18 protein-coding genes are annotated in these 17,382 nt (G+C 69.4%); 4 read left to right on the top strand and 14 right to left on the bottom strand.

What is annotated here, in order from left to right:
- Positions 1-58: 58 nt before the first annotated feature.
- The 5 genes from CS062_RS06055 to tadA all read right to left on the bottom strand — a co-directional run bounded on the left by CS062_RS06055 (position 59) and on the right by tadA (position 5,762).
- Positions 59-607, bottom strand: coding sequence for a hypothetical protein (locus CS062_RS06055; protein WP_099860535.1), 549 nt, complete (start codon positions 605-607; stop codon positions 59-61).
- 33 nt (positions 608-640) lie between these two features.
- Entirely contained in the window at positions 641-1,624 is a 984-nt protein-coding gene (locus CS062_RS06050; RefSeq protein WP_099860534.1) for an ABC transporter permease, read from the bottom strand.
- Complete coding sequence (locus CS062_RS06045; protein WP_438270457.1) at positions 1,624-3,855, bottom strand: ABC transporter substrate-binding protein; 2,232 nt, start codon at positions 3,853-3,855, stop codon at positions 1,624-1,626. Before CS062_RS06045 ends, CS062_RS06050 begins: the two co-directional genes overlap by 1 nt.
- Before the next feature lie 243 nt (positions 3,856-4,098).
- Entirely contained in the window at positions 4,099-5,094 is a 996-nt protein-coding gene (locus CS062_RS06040; protein WP_099860533.1) for an LD-carboxypeptidase, read from the bottom strand.
- Positions 5,091-5,762 carry a tRNA adenosine(34) deaminase TadA gene (gene tadA, locus CS062_RS06035; protein WP_099860532.1) on the bottom strand — a complete coding sequence of 224 codons (672 nt, stop codon included), beginning with the start codon at positions 5,760-5,762 and terminating at the stop codon, positions 5,091-5,093. Before tadA ends, CS062_RS06040 begins: the two co-directional genes overlap by 4 nt.
- Positions 5,763-5,810: 48 nt before the next feature.
- Here tadA and CS062_RS06030 point away from each other — a divergent pair, with 48 nt between their 5' ends.
- Positions 5,811-7,031, top strand: a complete 1,221-nt coding sequence (locus CS062_RS06030; protein WP_099860531.1) for a DUF72 domain-containing protein — start codon at positions 5,811-5,813, stop codon at positions 7,029-7,031.
- Positions 7,032-7,146: 115 nt separating this feature from the next.
- Complete coding sequence (wrbA, locus tag CS062_RS06025) at positions 7,147-7,746, top strand: NAD(P)H:quinone oxidoreductase (RefSeq protein WP_099860530.1); 600 nt, start codon at positions 7,147-7,149, stop codon at positions 7,744-7,746.
- A 39-nt stretch (positions 7,747-7,785) separates the two neighbouring features.
- Here wrbA and CS062_RS06020 read toward each other — a convergent pair whose 3' ends face one another.
- From CS062_RS06020 to guaB, 6 genes are all read right to left on the bottom strand, one after another.
- Positions 7,786-8,328 carry a 2'-5' RNA ligase family protein gene (locus CS062_RS06020; RefSeq protein ID WP_099860529.1) on the bottom strand — a complete coding sequence of 181 codons (543 nt, stop codon included), beginning with the start codon at positions 8,326-8,328 and terminating at the stop codon, positions 7,786-7,788.
- Between the two features lie 6 nt (positions 8,329-8,334).
- The gene (locus CS062_RS06015; protein ID WP_099860528.1) at positions 8,335-8,562 is read right to left on the bottom strand and encodes a hypothetical protein; all 228 of its coding nucleotides are present in this window, start codon (positions 8,560-8,562) and stop codon (positions 8,335-8,337) included.
- A 73-nt stretch (positions 8,563-8,635) separates the two neighbouring features.
- Positions 8,636-9,376, bottom strand: a complete 741-nt coding sequence (locus tag CS062_RS06010) for an NIPSNAP family protein (protein WP_158238681.1) — start codon at positions 9,374-9,376, stop codon at positions 8,636-8,638.
- Positions 9,377-9,588: 212 nt separating this feature from the next.
- On the bottom strand, positions 9,589-11,193 hold the full coding sequence (gene guaA / locus CS062_RS06005) for a glutamine-hydrolyzing GMP synthase (protein ID WP_099860526.1): 1,605 nt from the start codon (positions 11,191-11,193) through the stop codon (positions 9,589-9,591).
- 52 nt (positions 11,194-11,245) lie between these two features.
- Positions 11,246-12,541, bottom strand: a complete 1,296-nt coding sequence (locus CS062_RS06000) for an MFS transporter (RefSeq protein WP_438270456.1) — start codon at positions 12,539-12,541, stop codon at positions 11,246-11,248.
- On the bottom strand, positions 12,538-14,010 hold the full coding sequence (gene guaB / locus CS062_RS05995; RefSeq protein WP_099860525.1) for an IMP dehydrogenase: 1,473 nt from the start codon (positions 14,008-14,010) through the stop codon (positions 12,538-12,540). Before guaB ends, CS062_RS06000 begins: the two co-directional genes overlap by 4 nt.
- Before the next feature lie 63 nt (positions 14,011-14,073).
- Between guaB and CS062_RS05990 the strand changes: the two genes are divergently transcribed.
- Complete coding sequence (locus CS062_RS05990; protein ID WP_158238680.1) at positions 14,074-14,568, top strand: DUF4124 domain-containing protein; 495 nt, start codon at positions 14,074-14,076, stop codon at positions 14,566-14,568.
- 177 nt (positions 14,569-14,745) lie between these two features.
- On the opposite strand, the gene CS062_RS05985 is transcribed toward CS062_RS05990, so the two are convergent.
- Together CS062_RS05985 and CS062_RS05980 are read right to left on the bottom strand one after the other, a co-directional pair.
- Positions 14,746-15,069, bottom strand: a complete 324-nt coding sequence (locus CS062_RS05985; protein ID WP_099860523.1) for an RnfH family protein — start codon at positions 15,067-15,069, stop codon at positions 14,746-14,748.
- The gene (locus CS062_RS05980; RefSeq protein WP_099860522.1) at positions 15,056-15,520 is read right to left on the bottom strand and encodes a type II toxin-antitoxin system RatA family toxin; all 465 of its coding nucleotides are present in this window, start codon (positions 15,518-15,520) and stop codon (positions 15,056-15,058) included. The genes CS062_RS05985 and CS062_RS05980 overlap by 14 nt, the downstream gene beginning before the upstream one ends.
- A 106-nt stretch (positions 15,521-15,626) precedes the next feature.
- Between CS062_RS05980 and smpB the strand changes: the two genes are divergently transcribed.
- Positions 15,627-16,091 (top strand): SsrA-binding protein SmpB, encoded by a 465-nt coding sequence (gene smpB, locus CS062_RS05975; protein WP_091732110.1) that lies wholly within the window; start codon positions 15,627-15,629, stop codon positions 16,089-16,091.
- Between the two features lie 46 nt (positions 16,092-16,137).
- Here smpB and CS062_RS05970 read toward each other — a convergent pair whose 3' ends face one another.
- Positions 16,138-17,382, bottom strand: a complete 1,245-nt coding sequence (locus tag CS062_RS05970; RefSeq protein WP_099860521.1) for a PLP-dependent transferase — start codon at positions 17,380-17,382, stop codon at positions 16,138-16,140.

Here is a 17,382-nt window from a genome sequence, read left to right as displayed (position 1 = left end):
GCCCTTCGCGGGTCGGCAAGCACGGCCTTCTCACGTTTACGTAAACGTCAACCGGCACCTAGAATCGGCGCCCATGGTCGATCCCCAGAAGGGATCGACCCACGACAGGCACCGCGGCGGCGGCGCCCGCGGCCAGGCCGGTCAGGGCGCGCCGCGCAAGGTCGGCCTGCCAGTCGCGCGCCGGATCTTTCAGGTGCGCGCCGCCGAAGGCCAGGCGCGGGAACTCGCGCACGATCTCGCTGCCGTGCGCGACGCTGTCCAAGGTGAAGCCCTGATAGGCCAGCGGTGCCGAGTAGCTGGTCTCGCGCATCGCGATCTGGCGTGCCAGCAACAGGTCCAGGACCGACTCGGTGCGGGTCTCGTAGAACTGCTGGCCCGCCGGGCTGTCGACCAGCGCGCGGCGGAAGTGCAGGCTGTCGAGCGCGGTCACGGCCAGGAACAGCACCAGCACCACGCCGGCGCTCAACGCGGCCGGGTCGCGCAGCACCCGCTGCCAGTTGGCGCGCAGGTGCGGGCGCCGGATCAGCCGCGCGATATAGAAGACCAGCGCCGCGAACATCGCCCACAGCGCCACGTCGGTCCAGAGGATGACGACCTTGAATCCCATGTGCAGTCTCTTGTCGGGGTGCGCGGGGTCGCGTCAGGCCAGCCGCACGCGCGGATCGACCCAGGTGTAGATCACGTCGATCAGCGCATTGCTGGCGATGTAGAGCAGCGCGCCGAGGAACACCATGGTGCGCACGATGGCGAAGTCCTGCCCGGTGATCGCCTCGATGACGAAGGCGCCCAGGCCGGGGATGCCGAAGAAGCTCTCGAACACCAGGCTGCCCAGGAAGACGTAGGGCAGGTAGGCGCCGGCGCTGGTGATGATGGGAATCAGCGCGTTGCGCAGCACGTGGCGCATCAGCACGACCGGCTCGGACAGGCCCTTGGCGCGGGCGGTGCGTACGTAGTCCTTGCCGACCTCCTCCAGCAGCATCGCCCGGTACAGCCGCGCCTCGCCGCCCAGCCGCGACAGCAGCGAGAGCGCGATCGGCAGCGCCAGGAACTTGATCGCGTCCAGGCCCGGTTCATAGCCGTTGATCGGCACCAGGCGCAGCACGCGCGAGAAGAAGAACTGGCCGACGATGATGTAGAAGAGGCTGGAGATCGACAGCATCAGCACGCACAGCACCACGCCCCAGAAGTCGATGCGCGAGTTGCGGAAGAAGGTCAGCAGCAGCGCGAAGGCCACGCTCACGATCAGCTGCAGCACGAAGATCGGCACCGCCAGCTGCAGGCTCACCCCCATGCGGGTCTTGATCTCATGACCGATGTCCACCGCCTGGCGGGCGTCGGAGCGGCCGAACTCCAGCAGCATCAGCGAGACCGAGCGCTCCCAGAAGACGGTGTGGGTCAGCTGCTCGGCGCCGGAGCGCGAGGCGTCCCAGTACAGCGGCTTGTCGTAGCCGCGCTCGGCCTTCCACTTGTCGATCTGTTCCTGCGTGACGCGCTTGCCGCCGATGTTCAGCCGGGCCATGTCGTCCGGCGTGTTGACGGTGAAGAACAGGAAGAAGGTCAGCAGGTTGACGCCGACCAGGATGGCCAGCCCGTAGGCCAGCCGGCGAGTCAGGTACTTGAACATCAGTCGGCTCCCCGGGCCGCGCGTCGGGCTTCGTTGGCGGCCAGAGGCGCGGCGGTGCCGCGGGCGGTCGCGGTCTCGCGTTTGCGGAAGCTGCGCCGCGTCATCCAGACGATCGCGGCGAAGCCCACCACCAGCACCAGCAGCGGCCACCAGACCGGCCGGTTCCATTCGCCCTGGCGCTTGGCGCGCTGTTGCGGATCGATGCGGTGGTAGCGCACCGGATCGCGGATCACGATGCTGGGCTTGCCGTTGTGCACCCAGCGCTGATAGGCCTGGCCGGTCCAGGCCCAGTAGCCGAAGGCCCAGGGAGCGTCCTGCTGGGCGATCTGCACCATGCGGTCGATCACCTGCTGCTTCTGCAGCCCGTCGTCGAGCACCTGCACCTGCTTGAAGAGCTGGTCGTACTCGCGGTTCTCGTAGTTGGCGGAGTTCTCGCCCTCGTGCAGCGACTTGCTGTTGGGCCCGTAGAGCAGGAACAGGAAGTTCTCGGCATCCGGATAGTCGGCGAACCAGCCCCACCAGAAGACCTGGTGCTTGCCCTGTCGGACCTTCTCCTGGAACTGGTTGTAGTCGGTCGCCCGCACGTCGAGCTGCACGCCGAGCTTGGCGAACTGCTTCACCAGCCAGTCGTTCTCCGCCTTCACCTCCGGCGTGACCGTGCGCATGAAGTCGTAGTTGAGCACCAGCGGCTGGCCGGTCCTGGCGTCGCGGCCCTCGGGGTAACCGGCCTCGGCCAGCAGCGCCCGGGCCTCGTCAAGCGAGCGCCGCTCGATCTTGCCGTCCACCCGCTTGTGGGTGACCGGATTGAAGTAGCCGGGCTGCGCCTCGCGCGAGCCGAAGACACCCGGCGGCACCGGCCCGTAGGCGGTCACGCCGCCGCGATTCTTGAAGATGCGACCGTAGCCCTCCTCCCAGTCGATCGCGATGGACAGGGCTTGGCGCAGCTTGCGGTGGCGCGCATCCTCCTCCGGCGTCTTGCCCTTGCCGATCACCGGGTCGAGCATGTTGAAGCCCAGGTACCAGTTGTTGGGATCGGTCGAGCGCGGGAAGGCGAAGCCACGCTGGCGGAAGAAGGCGTCGGTCTCGGCGGAGTCGCTGGCGTCGGCGTAGAACTCGACGCCCCAGTCGCCGCGCTCCAGGTCGGGCATGTCCAGGTAGCCCTGCTTGAAAAGCTCCTTGCGCGGCACCCGTTCCTTGATCAGCGTGGCGACGATCTTGTCGATGAAGGGCATCGGCTTGCCACAGTCGGCCAGGCGGCCGGCCGGACCGTCGTCGGGCATGCCCTCGCAGGGATACAGGTCGTCCTTGCGGTAGTTCGGATTGCGCGACATCACATGGCGGCGATCCTGCTGGTACGTCGTCATCATGTACGGCCCGGTGCCGACTGGCCACTGGTTCCAGGACAGGCCGTGCTCGGCCATGCCGGGCTGGGCATAGAACAGGTCCACCTCCCACGGGATCGGCGACATGAAGGTCGTCGACATCCAGTAGGACCACTGCGGGTACTTGCCCTTGATGCGCACGCGCAGCAGGTGCCGGTCCACCGCCTCGGCGCCTTCCAGCGGCCACTTGCGGAAGTCCAGGAAGGGCTTGTCCGGGGTGTTCTCGGGCAGCCCCTTGAGCAGCTTCGCGTTTTCTTCCCGGATCAGCGCGCCGTAGTCCTTCAGGCCGAGCACGTGCTCGGAGAACAGGCCAAAGATCGGCGCCTCGATGCGCGTGGTCGCGTGGCGCTTGAGGGCGTAGACGAAGTCCGCGGCCTCGAGCTCCCGGGTGCCCTGGTGCTCGAACTGCCAGGGCGAGCGCTTGTCGCCGAGCTCCCTGGCCGTCAGGTGGTGGTAGCGGTAATTGCCCTGCGCGTCCTTGGCGAATGCGGGGCTGGGCGCGTACAGGATGCCGGGACGGATGGGCACGTCGTAGACGCTCTGCGCGATCTGGTCGGCGGGCGCGTCCTCGGGCAGGCGCCGGCCCTGCGCGTCGAGGTAATACGGCTTGACCACCGCGGCCGCGGCGCGCGGGATCAGCGTGTAGGGCCGCTTCAGGTAGTGATAGCCGTACAGCGGCTCGGTGATCTGGTAGGTGTAGACCGACTCCGGCGCCGTGTAGGAGGCGGTGGGGTCCAGGTAGCGCGGCGAGCGCTCGTCGAAGGACAGGTAGAGGGTGTTGTCCTCGGCCGCGCCGGCCGGATAGGGACTGTTGTTGCAGGCGGCCAGCAGCGACACCGCCGCCGCCATCCACGCCACGCCGGCGAGGCGGCAACTCGCCGCGAACCGGGCCCACGCCGCACGCCAGCCCTCAGCCGCGTGCAGCGACGCGTTCCACAGCCCCGACGACATCGTCATCCTTCCCAAAAGCAAACGCCGCATCCTGGGGATGCGGCATTGCCAGATTGTTGCCAAGGCCGCGCCCCTCGTGGAGGCCGGCCGCTGCCGGGGCGGATCATAGCGGCCCGGCTCGCGCGGTGAGCGTGCCGTCGGTCAGTGGTCGTGGCCGTGATGATCGTGGTCGTGATCGTGGCCGTGGGGGTGGTGATGATCGTGGTGGTCGTGGTGGTCGTGCCCGTGGCCGACATGGCCCCACGCCACGATCACGTCGCGGCCCTCGACCATCATCTCGGCCTTCGCGCCCACCGGCAGGCACACCTTGGTCGGCACATGGCCGAAGGGTAGTCCGGTCAGCACCGGCACCGCGACGCGCTCGCGCAGCGCCTCGACGCAGGCCTTCATCGAATAGCCGCGATCGAGCGGCGACTTCTTCCAGCCGCTGAAGCTGCCCAACAGCACCGCCTTCTGCGCGTCGAGCACGCCCGCCTGCCAGAGCTGCAGCAGCATGCGCTCGACGCGGTAGGGATGCTCGTTGACGTCCTCCAGGAACAGGATGCCGCCCTTGACCTTCGGGAAGTGCGGCGTGCCCAGCAGCGAGCACAGCACCGTCAGGTTGCCGCCCCACAGCGTGCCGCGCGCCTCGACGCCGTCCAGGCCGGCCTCGGTGCGGAAGCCGATGGCCTCCAGCGAGCCGTCCATCGCCTCGAGAAAGCAGTCACGGGTGATCTCGTCGACGCCGCCGTCGCTGTCGGCGCGGCCGAAGTCGTCGCAGGCGATCGGGCCGGCCCAGCTGGTCTGCCTGGTGTGGGCGAGCAGGCCCAGCTGCAGTGCGGTGACGTCGCTCAGGCCGACCCAGCGCGTGCCGCGCTCGACGCTGCGCGCCAGCAGCGGCCAGTCGATGCGGTCCAGCAGTCGTGTCAGCCCGTAGCCGCCACGCGTGGCCAGCGCCACCGAGGGCGCCGCCTCGGCGACCCGGTGCAGCGCGGCCAGCCGCGTCTCGTCGTCGCCGGCGAAACGCTGGTGCCTGGCGAGCGCGGCCTCGTCGAGGCTGACCTCGAAGCCGAGCGCCGCCAGCCGCTTGGCCGCCCGCTTGAGCGGCTGCGCCTGCGCCAGGACGCCGGAGGGGGTGTAGAGGATCAGGGAGCTCATCGCTGCGGGTCGTCCTGCGGAGGATCGGAATTCAGGGAAAGGTACTGCGCGTCGCCGACCGGGATCACCGGGAACTCCTGGACCTCGGGCAGCGCGGTCAGCGCGGGCAGGCCGTCGGCATCGAGCGCGGCGCCCGCCGCGATGGCCCGCTCGGCGGCGGCCTGGCGGCGCGTCTCGCGCAGCTGGCGCGCGGCCTCCCGGCGCTCGGCGAAGAACTCGCGCAGCAGCTTGGAGGAGGCTTCCGCCAGCACGCCGCCGTGCAGCGCGGTGTGGTGGTTCAGCTGCTTCTGCCCGAACAGGTCGAGCACCGAGCCGGCCACGCCGGTCTTGGGATCCGGCGCGGCGAAGACGACGCGCTTGAGTCGCGCATGCATCATCGCCATCGCGCACATCGCGCAGGGCTCGAGCGTCACATAGAGCTCGCACTCGGGCAGCCGGTAGTTGCCCAGGAGCTGCGCGGCATGACGCAGCGCGACGATCTCGGCATGCGCGGTCGGATCGTGGGTGGTGATCGGGCGGTTGTAGCCGGTGGCGATCACCTGGCCGGCGCGCATGATGACGGCGCCCACGGGCACCTCGCCCACCAGCCAGGCGTTCTGCGCCTGATCGAGGGCGAGCCGCATCGCGTACTCGTCGGCGGGGAGGAGGGAGGAAGGCTCGATGGACATGGCGAAGCTCGCGCGGCAGTGTAGCCGTGCCCGCTATGCTGCCGGCCCATGCAACAGGAGTTCCCCGGCCACCAGGACGACCTCTTCGGCGAGCTGCTGCCTCCGCCGCCCGCGGTCGAGGCCAGGCCCGCGAAGGCGCGGCGTGGTGCGGGCGGCGCCGATGGCGTCGGCCCTGCCGGCGGCACCCTCAATGCCGATGCGCGTGCCGATTCGGGTGCTGACGGCGACCGCGACGATCCCTCCATCGCCGATGGCGACCGCGATGCCCTTGGAGACCCCTCCGCCCCCGACGGCGCGCCCAAGCGCCGCCGTGCCGGCATCCAGCCGCAGCCCGTGGAGGAGTCGCAGGCCGCCCTCGCCGCCGCGCTGTCGCCGCGGATCCGGCTCGGCACCTCGTCGTGGAGCTATCCCGGCTGGCAGGGCATCGTCTGGGCCGGCCGGCATGGTGAATCCAATCTGTCGCGCAATGGCCTGAGCGCGTATGCGCAGCAGCCGTTGCATCGCGCGGTCAGCATCGACCGCGGCTTCTACCAGTCGCTGACGGCCAGCCAGTACGAGCGCTATGCGCAGCAGGTCCCCGAGGACTTCCGCTTCACGGTCAAGGCGCCGAGCCTGGTGACCGACGCCCAGGTGCGGACCGAGGACGGCCGCGGCCGCCAGGCCAATACCGCCTTCCTGGATGCCCGCCTCGCGATCCAGGAGTTCATCGAGCCGGCGATCGCCGGGCTGGGCACGCGCATCGGCGCGCTGGTGTTCCAGCTCAGCCCGCTGCCCTTGTCGATGCTGGGCCGCATGCCGGAGCAGCTCGACCGGCTGCACGCGATGCTGGCCGCCCTGCCCTCGCTGCGCGACGTGGCGCCGGAGGCGGTGGTGGCGGTGGAAGTCCGCGATCCCGAGTGGCTCACGCCGGACTTCGTCGCCGTGCTCAAGGACACCGGCGCGCGGTATTGCCTCGGGCTGCATCCGAAGCTGCCGCCGATCCAGGACCAGCTGCCGCTGCTGCGCGCGATGTGGCCCGGGCCGCTGGTCTGCCGGTGGAACCTGCACCGGGTCCATGGGCCGTTCGGCTACGAGGACGCGGAGCAGAAGTACGGCGAGTACGCGGCCATCATGGATCCGGATCCGGAGACCCGGGCGGTGCTGGCGAAGGTCGTTCGCGCCACCGCCGAGGCTGGCCAGCCGGCCTATGTGACCATCTCCAACCATGCCGAGGGCTCCGCGCCGCTGAGCCTGCGCGCGCTGGCGCGGGAGATCGTCGATCCGGCCTGAGCGGCGTGGTCTTCACACGCCCAGGACGAAAGCCCCTGCCGCCACCATGAGGGTTTGCGTCCGGCGGGCGGGCCGTTAGCCTCGGCGCTGGTCCAACCACGCAGCGGGGAATGTCATGAGCAAGGTGCTTGTCCTGTACTACTCGTCCTATGGCCATGTGGAGCAGATGGCCCATGCGGTCGCCGAAGGCGCGCGCAACGGCGGCGCGACCGTCGACCTCAAGCGCGTGCCGGAGCTGGTGCCCGAGGAGGTCGCGAAGAAGAGCGGCTTCAAGCTCGACCAGCCGGCGCCGGTGGCCAAGGTCGAGGACCTGACCCAGTACGACGCGGTGATCTTCGGCACGCCGACCCGCTACGGGAACATGGCCGCGCAGATGAAGAACTTTCTCGACCAGACCGGCGGGCTGTGGGCGAAGAACGCGCTGGTGGGCAAGGTCGGCAGCGTGTTCGCCAGCACCGCCACACAGCACGGCGGCCAGGAGACCACGCTGACCAGCTTCCACACGGTGCTGCTGCACCTGGGCATGGTGATCGTGGGCCTGCCCTACTCGGAGAAGCGCCAGATGACCCTGGACGAGACCACCGGGGGCAGCCCCTACGGCGCGACGACGATCGCCGGCGGCGACGGCAAGCGCCAGCCGAGCGAGAACGAACTGGCGATGGCGCGCTTCCAGGGCGAGCACGTCGCGAAGATCGCGGCGAAGCTGGCGGGCTGATCCGCCGATCAGCCGCGCCGCCGCGTCGGTTCCGCCGCCTCAGCCCAGCGGCCAGCGCGCGAGGTCCACATGCCTGGACTGCCCCTGCAGGCTGTCCAGCAGCAGCACCTCGGACGCGGTCCAGCCGGGCACGAGGAAGGGTTGCGGCTCGACGGCGACATCGTCGTAGAAGAGCGTGAGATGCGGCGTGAAGTGCGGATCGGTCCGCAGGCCCGCCGCATGGAGCCGCTCGCCGAGCGCGGCCCGCATCGCGCGGACGCCGTCCAGGCACGCGCCGCCGCTGAGCACCAGCGGCAGGTTGCGCGGCTTGCGAGTGAAGCTCAGCAACTGGTCGAAGTCGACCCGGACTGGCCCGTGCCGGAGCGCCGCGGCGGCGTTCTCCGCGAGTTGCCGGACTTCAGCCATTGCTGCGGTCTGGTCGGTCTCGTCGTCATACCAGCCGAGGTGGTGGAGCGTCACATGCAGGCGCTCCGTGCGCGGTGGGCGAATGCGCAGCCCGAAACGCCGCGCGATGTCGACCGAGAGTGCGCCCCAGCCTCGCCGCGGTGGCCGGGTCGGGCCGCAGGCAGAAGAAGAGCGCATGCACGGTCATGGCGCGTCAGCCTCCGAGGCGCGCTGCTCGCCCTGCTTCATCAGGTCCTGGACCTGGCGACCGACCGCCTCGGGTTGAGGCGGGCCCGATGCACCGGCCGCGCCCGAGGAGGCGGCGGACGCTGCGGGCGGGCGGGGCTTCATGGTTTCCATCTGCTTCTTCGCGGTGAGCATCACGATGCTGAGCACGATCACGACGGCAAGAATGGACAGGGCGCTGCGCATGGGAAGGGTCCGGGAAACGAGGCGATGGCGGGAAGCATAGCCATGCGCGCGAATCCTGGCGCCGGGGCCCGGCTCAGCGCAGGGCCGAGCCGACGCTCGGTCGCAGACGCAGGATCTGCGGTGCCCGCTCCTGCGCGTCGCGCCAGCGCGAGTCCAGCGCGCGCCAGGCCGTGGAATGCCGACAGGCGCTCCAGCGCAGGACCCAGTCGTCCGCATCGGCGGCACGCGTCATCCAGACGAAAACCTTCTCGCCCTCCCGCACCGGCAGTCGCGGGAAGTTGTTGGGCGAGCGTTCCGGGATGAAGCTGCCGACCACCGGCAGCCCGGCGGACTCGAGCGCCGGCGCGACCTCGTGCTCGAAGAAGCGCGCGAAGCCGTCCTCGGGATCGGCGGGATCCTTCCAGAGGTAGCAGAGATGGATCAGCAGGAGGCCCGACCCGGCCGCGCCTCCTGCGCGCGCCGCTTCGCGCGCCAGGTCGATGCGCGCGGGGATCGAGGCTTCCAGCGGCGGGCGCAGCAGCAGCACGTTGTCGTTGTCGACGAGCAGCGGGTTGGCTTCGCCGCGTCGGGCCTGCCAGACCGGGCCGGCGTAGAACGCGTCGAGGGTGCGCTCGCGTGCGGCCATGTCGTCGAAGCCGCGGATCCAGACGAAGCGGTCCGGGTCGTCGAGGTCGGCGAACTGGCCGTACAGCCGCATGCCCAGCGCTTCCTGCGAGTCGACGAAGGCCTCGTCGAACAGCCGCATGAAGCGGTCGCGCTCGCCCTTGACGATCTTGTACTGGCGCAGTTCGAAGACGGGGTGGCGATGGTCCATGGCGGGCTCCGTGATCGGTGGCATCGAGGGGATCGACCGATTCTGGGTAGCGGCGCTGACACGGCGTGTCAGCAAGCGAGGCGCGCCGGCGCTTCGGGGTGACCGCGATCAGCGACAGCGGCGCGAATGCCCCTGTCGATCCAGCGATAGAGACATCGCGGCCACAAACGAACAAGGGCCCCGCAGGGCCCTTGTTCATCGGCGCGAAGCGCTCATTCCCACTCGATCGTCGCCGGCGGCTTGCTCGAGACGTCGTAGGTGACGCGATTGATGCCGCGGACTTCGTTGATGATGCGGCCCGAGCAGCGCTTGAGCAGGCTGTACGGCAGTTCCGCCCAGTCCGCCGTCATGAAGTCGCTGGTCTGTACCGCGCGCAGCGCCACCACGTAGTCGTAGGTCCGGCCGTCGCCCATCACGCCCACGCTCTTCACCGGCAGGAACACGGTGAACGCCTGGCTGGTCAACTCGTACCAGGTCTTGCCCGTCGCCTCGTCGCGGGTGTTGCGAAGCTCCTCGATGAAGATCGCATCGGCGCGGCGCAGCAGGTCCGCGTACTCCTTCCTGACCTCGCCCAGGATGCGCACGCCCAGGCCCGGACCCGGGAACGGATGGCGATAGACCATCTCCGGCGGCAGCCCCAGCGCGACGCCCAGCTCGCGGACCTCGTCCTTGAACAGTTCCCGCAGCGGTTCCAGCAGCTTCAGCCCCAGTTGCTCCGGCAGACCGCCCACGTTGTGGTGGCTCTTGATCGTCGTGGCCTTCTTGGTCTTGGTGCCGCCGCTCTCCACCACGTCCGGGTAGATGGTGCCCTGCGCGAGGAAGGTCGCACCCTTGTGGCCGGCACCGCTGGCCTTGAGCTTCTCGGCCTCGGCCTTGAAGACGTCGACGAACAGGCCGCCGATGATCTTGCGCTTGCGCTCCGGATCGGTCACGCCGGCCAGCTGGCCGAGGAACAGCTCGCTCGCGTCGACGCGGATCACCTTCGCGTGCAGCTTGCCCGCGAACATGTCCATCACCAGGTCGCCTTCGTTCAGGCGCAGCAGGCCGTGATCGACGAAGACGCAGGTCAGCTGGTCGCCGATCGCGCGATGGATCAGCGCCGCCGCCACCGACGAGTCGACGCCGCCGGACAGGCCCAGGATGACCTCCTCGTCACCGACCTGCTCGCGGATCTTCTGGACGGCTTCCTCGATGTAGTCGCCCATGATCCAGTCGCCGCGGCAGCCGCCGATGTCGCGCACGAAGCGGGTGATGATCGCGGCACCCTGCACCGTGTGCGTCACCTCGGGGTGGAACTGGAAGGCGTAGTAGCCCTTGGCCTCGTCGGCCATGCCGGCGATCGGGCAGCTCGGCGTCGACGCCATCAGCGTGAAGCCCGGCGGCAGCGCGGTGACCTTGTCGCCGTGGCTCATCCAGACCTTCAGCATCCCGTGGCCGTCCGGCGTCGAGAAATCCTGGACGCCCGACAGCAGCTTGGTGTGGCCGTGCGCGCGGACCTCGGCATAGCCGAACTCGCGGTGGTCGCTCCACTCGACCTTGCCGCCGAGCTGCACCGCCATCGTCTGCATGCCATAGCAGATGCCCAGCACCGGCACGCCCAGGTCCCAGACCGCCTGCGGCGCGCGCAGCTCATGGTCCTCGTAGGTCGACGCGTGACTGCCCGACAGGATGATCGCCTTGGGCGCGAACGAGCGGATGAAGTCGTCGCTGACGTCGTTGGGATGGATCTCGCAGTAGACGTGGGCTTCGCGCACGCGGCGCGCGATCAGTTGCGTCACCTGGGAACCGAAGTCGAGGATGAGGACTTTGTCGTGCATGGTCAGCTTCTAGCGATGCTTGGGGATTCGGTTGCGGACAGAGCGGCGGCGCTCATGCCTTGGCCGCGGCGGCTTGCGCCGGCGGCTCCATGTTGAAGTGGCGCCAGGCGAAGGCCAGCGAGGCCAGCTGCAGCAGCGCGCACAGGTAGAACGGGGCGCCGATGCGCCAGTCGGTCTTGGGCAGCTCGGCCACCAGCGCCATCAGGCCCAGGCCGGCGACCGGCGAGATCACCGCCATCAGGCTGTTGATCGCGGCCACCGCGCCCATCGTCTCGCCCTGCGTGCGCGCGTCGGCGGCGTTGGAGATCACCCCCTGCATCGCCGGCCCGGCGGCCACGCCGCAAATGTTCAGGAAGATCGCGCCGACCATCATCCAGGCCTCGGTCGAAAGGCCCCAGATCAGGTTGGTGGCCACCGAGGTCATCAAGCCGATCAGCACCAGGCGGCGCGGCCCGAGCCATCTCAGCAGCGGCTGCAGCAGCACGCCTTGCACCACGACGGCCACCAGGCCGACGACGAACAGCGACAGGCCGTTCTCCTTCGGGCCCCAGCCGAATTTGTGCTGGTTGTAGAGCACCCAGCTGGTCTGGATCACCAGTTGCGCCAGGCCGGAGCAGGCGATGACGTAGATCAGCGGCCCGACGCCGTGCAGGTTGCGCAGCCGGCCCAGCGCGGCGAACGGATTGGCCTTGCGCCAGTCGAAAGGCCGTCGGTGCTCCGGCGCCAGCGATTCGGGCAGCACGAAGAAGCCGTACAGCCAGTTCAGCAGCGCCAGCGTGCCGGCGACATAGAACGGCAGGTGCAGGTCGATCGCGCCGAGCAGCCCGCCCATCACCGGCCCCAGGATGAAGCCCATGCCGAAGGCGGCGCCCAGCAGGCCGAAGCGCTTGGCGCGTTCGGCGGGCGGGGTGATGTCCGCCACATAAGCGTTGGCGACGGCCGCGTTGGCCTGCATCGCGCCGGAGAACAGCCGGACCACGACCAGCATCCACAGCGCGTCGGCCATGGCCGTGACGAAGAAGCTCAGCGCGAGCCCGCTGAAGCCGACCAGCATCACCTTGCGGCGACCGAAGCGGTCGGAGAGGCCGCCCAGGATGGGCGAGCCGAAGAAGTTGGCGAGACCGAAAGCGAAGGCCACCGCCAGTTGGGCGAGGGTGTGCTGGGTCTCGTTCTGCGTGAAGGTTCCGACCAGCGGCGGCAGCACCGGGATGATCAGGCCGATCGACACCATGTCGATCAGCACCGCGATCAGGATGAACGACATGGCGGCCTTGCGGCCGCCATGCGAGGTCGAGGCCGCGACGGCGTCGGGGCCGTCGCGCTGCGCCGGGTCGGACAAGGGCGTCACTCCAGACGGTAGTTGGGCGCTTCCTTGGTGATCTGCACGTCGTGAACGTGGCTCTCACGGATGCCCGCCGATGTGATCTCGACGAACTCGGCCTTCTCGTGCATGTCGGCGATGCTGGCGCAGCCGCAGTAGCCCATCGAGGCCCGCAGTCCGCCGCCCATCTGGTGCACGATCGCGACCATCGAGCCCTTGTACGGGACGCGGCCTTCGATGCCTTCCGGCACCAGCTTGTCCGCGTTCGGGTTGGTCGTCTCGTCGTTCTCCTGGAAATAGCGATCGGCCGAGCCAGCCTTCATCGCGCCGATCGAGCCCATGCCGCGGTAGCTCTTGTAGCTGCGGCCCTGGTACAGGATCACCTCGCCCGGGGCTTCCTCGGTGCCGGCGAACATGCCGCCCATCATCACCGTGCTGGCGCCGGCGGCGATGGCCTTGGCGATGTCGCCCGAGTAGCGGATGCCGCCGTCGGCGATGGCCGGCACGCCGGTGCCCTTGAGGGCGGTCGCGACGAAGTCGATCGCCGCGATCTGCGGCACGCCGACGCCGGCGACGATGCGGGTCGTGCAGATCGAGCCCGGGCCGATGCCGACCTTGACCGCGTCCGCGCCAGCTTCCACCAGCGCCAGCGCGGCGGCGCCGGTGGCGATGTTGCCGCCGATCACCTGCACCTGCGGGTAGTTCTTCTTGACCCAGCGCACGCGCTCGATGACGCCGCTGCTGTGGCCGTGGGCGGTGTCGACGACGATCGCGTCCACGCCGGCCTTGACCAGCAGTTCGACGCGTTCCTCTGTGCCCTCGCCCACGCCGACCGCCGCGCCCACGCGCAGCTTGCCGTGGTCGTCACGGGCGGCATTGGGGAAGTTGGTCTGCTTGGTGATGTCCTTGACGGTCATCAGGCCGCGCAGTTCGAAGCTGTCGTTGATGACCAGCACCCGCTCCAGCTTGTGCTTGTGCATCAGCGCCTTGCCGTCGTTGAGCGAGGCGCCCTCCTTGACGGTGATCAGGCGCTCGGCCGGGGTCATGATCTCGCTGACCGGGGCGTCCATGCGGGTCTCGAAGCGCAGGTCGCGGCCGGTGACGATGCCGACGACCTTGGCGCCCACCAGCACCGGGAAACCGGAGATGCCGTGCTGCTCGCTCAGCTGCTTGACCTGGCGGACCGTGGTCTCGGGCGTGATCGTGATCGGGTCGCGGAGCACGCCGGACTCGTAGCGCTTGACCCGGGCCACTTCGGCCGCCTGCTGCTGCGGGGTCAGGTTCTTGTGGACGATGCCGATGCCGCCTTCCTGGGCGATGGCGATCGCCAGTCGCGCTTCGGTGACGGTGTCCATCGCGGCGGACACAAGAGGAAGATTCAGGCGGATGCCACGCGTGAACTGCGTGGCCAGGCTGGTGTCGCGCGGCAACACCTGGGAGAACGCCGGCACCAGCAACACGTCGTCGAAGGTGAGCGCTTTTCCGAGTAGGCGCATGAGGGAAGCTCCAGACGCAAAGGCGCATTATAGAGAAGGCCGGCAGTACACTTCACGCCCATGATGAATCCCCGACTCCCGCGACGCCCGCTGGGCGTGATGTGCGCGCTGGCGCTGATGGCGCTGACCTCGATCGCGCACGCCCAATGGAAGTGGCGCGACGCCGATGGCCGCACGCAATACAGCGACCGTCCGCCGCCGCCGAGCGTGGCCGAGAAGGACATCCTGCAGCGCCCCTCCAATGCCGTGCGCGTGGCCCCCGCGCCGGGCGCGCCGGCCTCGGCGGCGGCTTCCGGCGCCTCCGCGCCGGGCCGCGCCGCCAGCGAGCCGTCCTCGCGCGAGAAGGTCGAGCGCGAACGCAAGGCGCAGGAGGACAAGGCCCGCAACGAGGCGATGGCCGAGAACTGCCGCCAGGCGCAGAACCGCCAGCGCATGCTCGAGTCCGGCGTGCGCCTGCGCAAGGGCACGGTCGGTGGCGAATCGCAGCCGATGACCGAGCAGATGCGCCAGGACGAGATCCGCCAGATGCAGACGGTGATCACGGCGAACTGCAAATAGGGCCGGAACGCGTCCGGCAAACAACACCGGGCGGCAAGCCGGACGTAAGTCCGGTGACCGCCGGTAAAACGAAAGGCCGCTCACGCGGCCTTTTTGCTGCCCGGTCCTGCGCGCGTCCTGGTCGTCGATGTGCCCGCGCTCGCCGCACCGCCCCCCGGCGCTGGCGTCTTCGGTTCGTCAGGCCTTGCGGCCCAGCGGTCGATGCCGCGTCACGATGCGGCTGCCCGCCGCCTGGAAACGCTGGCGGCGCGCCTCCTTCGGATCGACGGTCAGCGGGCGATAGACCTCGATGCGGTCACGCTCGCGCAGCGGTGTGTCGAGCGCCACCATTCGTCCCCAGATGCCCACGGTCAGCGTCTCGATCCCGGCCGGCTCGAACCACTGGCTGGCCACCAGGGCCTCCCGCAAGGTGCTGCCCGCGGGCAGGCTCAGGCGCTGTTCGCGCAGTTCACCGCGCGCAGGGCTCCAGAAGAGCTCGACCGACAGTTCAGCGGGGTCCATGGACCTGCTCGGCGCGCTTCACGAAGCTGTCGACGAAGGTGTTGGCGATGCGATCGAAGACCGGGCTGACGACCGCCTCGAGCGCGAAGCTCGAAAACGCGTAGCGCAGTTCGAACTCGACCTTGCAGGCCTTGGGCTCGCTGCCCGGCGGCGTGCCGGGGCGGTTCAGCGGCAGGAAGCGCCAGTCGCCGTCGAGCTTGGAGAACGGACCGTCGACCAGCTCCATGCGCACGCGCTGGTCGGTCTCATGCGTGTTGCGGGTGGTGAAGGCGTGGCGCAGGCCGGCGTAATGCAGCGACAGCCGCGCGGTCATGCCGTTGTCGTGACGCTCCAGGATGTCGGCGGCCGAGCACCACGGCAGGAACTCCGGATAGCGCTCGACCTGGGTCACCAGTTCGTACATCTCGCGCGGCGAGTACCAAAGGAGGACTGTCTTCCGGACGTGCTTCATGGCGGTTCTTAGAATGGCGGGATTGTAGGCGGCCCGATCGCCCCCATCTGGCCGCCATCCGGCTGTCACGCCCGCCGTGCGCCGCACGAGAAGAACACCCCCGCCTATGTCCATCGCAGAAAACCGTCGCGCCCGATTCGAGTACCACATCGAGGAGCAGTACGAGGCCGGCATCGTCCTGGAAGGTTGGGAAGTCAAGGCGATCCGCGCCGGTCAGGTCCAGCTGCCGGACGGCTACGTCCTCATCCGCGAGGGCGAGCTCTTTCTGATCGGCTGCCGCATCAATCCGCTGCGCACCGCGTCCACCCATGTGCATCCGCAGGCCGACCGGACCAAGAAGCTGCTGATGAGCCGGGCCGACATCCGCCGCCTGATCGGCAAGGTCGAGCAGCGCGGCTTCACCCTGATCCCGCTGGACCTGCACTACAAGAACGGCCGCGTGAAGGCGCAGATCGCGCTGGCCAAGGGCAAGGCGCAGCACGACAAGCGCGAGACGGAGAAGAAGCGCGACTGGGAGCGCGAGAAGGGCCGCCTGATGCGACACAAGGTGTCCGGCCCCGCCAAGGACTGAGCGGCCGCGGTGCTCGGCCGCTCCGGCGCCTCGGCCCCCGGCGGCTTCAGCCTTTCAGCACCTCGAACGCTTGCGCCAGGTCGGCGCGCAGGTCCTCCACGTCCTCCAGCCCGATGGCGAAGCGCACCAGCGTGCCGCCCTCCTCCGCCGACCACGGCAGCCCGAGCGAGCGGCTCCGGCTGAGGTCGTAGGGCACCGCCAGGCTCATCGGCCCGGCCCAGGAATAACCGATCCCGAAGCAGCGCAGCGCATCGACGAACGCGTCGACCTGCCGCGCGTCGTAGGTCGGTCGGAACACGGCCGAGAACAGGCAGCCGCCCGCATCCGGGCTCACACGCCGCCAGTGCGCATGACCGGGCGAGTCCGGCAGCGCCGGATGCAACACCCGCGCGATCTCCGGCCGCGCGGCCATCCAGCGCGCCAGATCGCGGGTCGCGGCGTCCTGCGCGCGGTAGCGCAGCACGATGCTCGGCAGACCGCGCAGCACCGCCTCGACGTCGTTCTGCCCCACGCCATGGCCGAGGAATTCATGCATCGCGACCAGTTGCCGATGCAGCGCGGCATCCCGCGTGCAGACGGCCCCCATCAGCAGGTCCGCGCCGCCGGAGGGGAACTTGGTCAGCGCCTGCATGCTGAGATCCGCGCCCAGGCCCGGAGCCAGATCGGGCGCCACCTCGAAGGCGTTGAACGCGAGGCCCGCGCCCCAAGTGTTGTCGAGCGCGGTGAGCACGCCGCGCGCGCGGCAGGCCGTCAGCAGGCCGATGAGGTCGGGGAACTCCAGCGTGATCGAACCGGCCGCCTCCAGCCACACCAGCTTCGTGCGGGGCGACAGCATCGCCTCGAACGCCGGCACGTCCAGCGGATCGTAGAAGCGATGCGAGATGCCGAGCCGCGTCAGCAGCCCGGTGGTGATGTGCCGGTTCTGGCCGTAGACGTTGTCCGGCACCAGCACCTCGTCGCCGGGCTGGAGGAAGGCCAGGCTGGTCAGCGTGATCGCGGCCAGGCCGCTGGGCGTCAGCACGCAGTGCTCGGCATGCTCGAGCGTCGCGATGCGCGCGGCCAAGGTGTAGGTGGTGGGCGTGCCCGGCAGGCCGTAGCGATAGCTGATGCCGTCCTGGGCACGCGGCCGGTGCAGTTCGGCGGTGTTCTTGAAGAGCACCGTCGAGGCCTTGGCCACCGGCACCGCGACGGCCTCCCAGCCGTCAGGCGCGCGGAACGGGTGGTGGATCTGCTCGGTGGACGGGCCGCGTTTGCTCACGAGGTTTCCTGACGCTGGGAATGGGACGGCCAT

The sequence above is a fragment of the Roseateles chitinivorans genome (assembly GCF_002761755.1).
GTDB lineage: Bacteria > Pseudomonadota > Gammaproteobacteria > Burkholderiales > Burkholderiaceae_C > Roseateles > Roseateles chitinivorans.
The sequence above is the reverse complement of the archived record's forward strand: the minus strand, read 5'-3'. Positions and strand labels throughout refer to the sequence as shown.

Bases quoted from the DNA above. Each gene is read 5' to 3' on its own strand.
- CS062_RS06055 (WP_099860535.1), bottom strand. From the start codon at position 607: ATGGGATTCAAGGTCGTCATCCTCTGGACCGACGTGGCGCTGTGGGCG.
- CS062_RS06050 (WP_099860534.1), bottom strand. From the start codon at position 1,624: ATGTTCAAGTACCTGACTCGCCGGCTGGCCTACGGGCTGGCCATCCTG.
- CS062_RS06045 (WP_438270457.1), bottom strand. From the start codon at position 3,855: ATGGCGGCGGCGGTGTCGCTGCTGGCCGCCTGCAACAACAGTCCCTAT.
- CS062_RS06040 (WP_099860533.1), bottom strand. From the start codon at position 5,094: ATGAGCTCCCTGATCCTCTACACCCCCTCCGGCGTCCTGGCGCAGGCG.
- tadA (WP_099860532.1), bottom strand. From the start codon at position 5,762: ATGTCCATCGAGCCTTCCTCCCTCCTCCCCGCCGACGAGTACGCGATG.
- CS062_RS06030 (WP_099860531.1), top strand. From the start codon at position 5,811: ATGCAACAGGAGTTCCCCGGCCACCAGGACGACCTCTTCGGCGAGCTG.
- wrbA (WP_099860530.1), top strand. From the start codon at position 7,147: ATGAGCAAGGTGCTTGTCCTGTACTACTCGTCCTATGGCCATGTGGAG.
- CS062_RS06020 (WP_099860529.1), bottom strand. From the start codon at position 8,328: ATGCGCTCTTCTTCTGCCTGCGGCCCGACCCGGCCACCGCGGCGAGGC.
- CS062_RS06015 (WP_099860528.1), bottom strand. From the start codon at position 8,562: ATGCGCAGCGCCCTGTCCATTCTTGCCGTCGTGATCGTGCTCAGCATC.
- CS062_RS06010 (WP_158238681.1), bottom strand. From the start codon at position 9,376: ATGGACCATCGCCACCCCGTCTTCGAACTGCGCCAGTACAAGATCGTC.
- guaA (WP_099860526.1), bottom strand. From the start codon at position 11,193: ATGCACGACAAAGTCCTCATCCTCGACTTCGGTTCCCAGGTGACGCAA.
- guaB (WP_099860525.1), bottom strand. From the start codon at position 14,010: ATGCGCCTACTCGGAAAAGCGCTCACCTTCGACGACGTGTTGCTGGTG.
- CS062_RS05990 (WP_158238680.1), top strand. From the start codon at position 14,074: ATGAATCCCCGACTCCCGCGACGCCCGCTGGGCGTGATGTGCGCGCTG.
- CS062_RS05985 (WP_099860523.1), bottom strand. From the start codon at position 15,069: ATGGACCCCGCTGAACTGTCGGTCGAGCTCTTCTGGAGCCCTGCGCGC.
- CS062_RS05980 (WP_099860522.1), bottom strand. From the start codon at position 15,520: ATGAAGCACGTCCGGAAGACAGTCCTCCTTTGGTACTCGCCGCGCGAG.
- smpB (WP_091732110.1), top strand. From the start codon at position 15,627: ATGTCCATCGCAGAAAACCGTCGCGCCCGATTCGAGTACCACATCGAG.
- CS062_RS05970 (WP_099860521.1), bottom strand. From the start codon at position 17,382: ATGGCCGTCCCATTCCCAGCGTCAGGAAACCTCGTGAGCAAACGCGGC.